The 515-nt window shown below is 75.7% G+C and carries 1 protein-coding gene; it reads right to left on the bottom strand.

The window, feature by feature from the left end:
* A partial coding sequence (locus E2C05_RS32435) for a tetratricopeptide repeat protein (protein WP_133223676.1) occupies positions 1-515 on the bottom strand: 515 nt, incomplete at both ends.

Raw genomic sequence — 515 nt, 5'->3', positions numbered from 1 at the left:
CCAGCTGGCGGTAGCTCGCCACTGCCTCCTCGATCGCCCCCAGCGCCGCCTCGCGCCGGCCGAGCTCGGCGAGGCTGTTGGACAGGTTGTTGAGGGCCATGGCGAGGTCGGGGAGGAAGGCGTCCGGCCGCGCCTCGGCCAGCTGGCGGCGGATCGCCACCGCCTCCTCGATCGCCCCCAGCGCCGCCTCGCGCCGGCCGAGGTCGGCGAGGCGGACGGACAGGGTGTTGAGGGCCATGGCGAGGTCGGGGAGGAAGGCGTCCGGCCGCGCCTCGGCCAGATGGCGGCGGATCGCCACCGCCTCCTCGCTCGCCGCCAACGCCGCCTCGCGCCGGCCGAGGTCGGCGAGGCGGACGGACAGGGTGTTGAGGGCACTGGCGAGGTTGGGGAGGAAGGCGTCCGGCCGCGCCTCGGCCAACTGGCGGTAGCTCGCCACCGCCTCCTCGATCGCCGCCAGCGCCGCCTCGCGCCGGCCGAGCGCGGCGAGGCTATTGGACAGGTTGTTGAGGGCCATG

It is taken from the genome of Paracraurococcus ruber (assembly GCF_004353985.1).
Lineage (GTDB): Bacteria > Pseudomonadota > Alphaproteobacteria > Acetobacterales > Acetobacteraceae > Paracraurococcus > Paracraurococcus ruber.
This window is presented reverse-complemented; position numbering and strand designations above follow the sequence as displayed.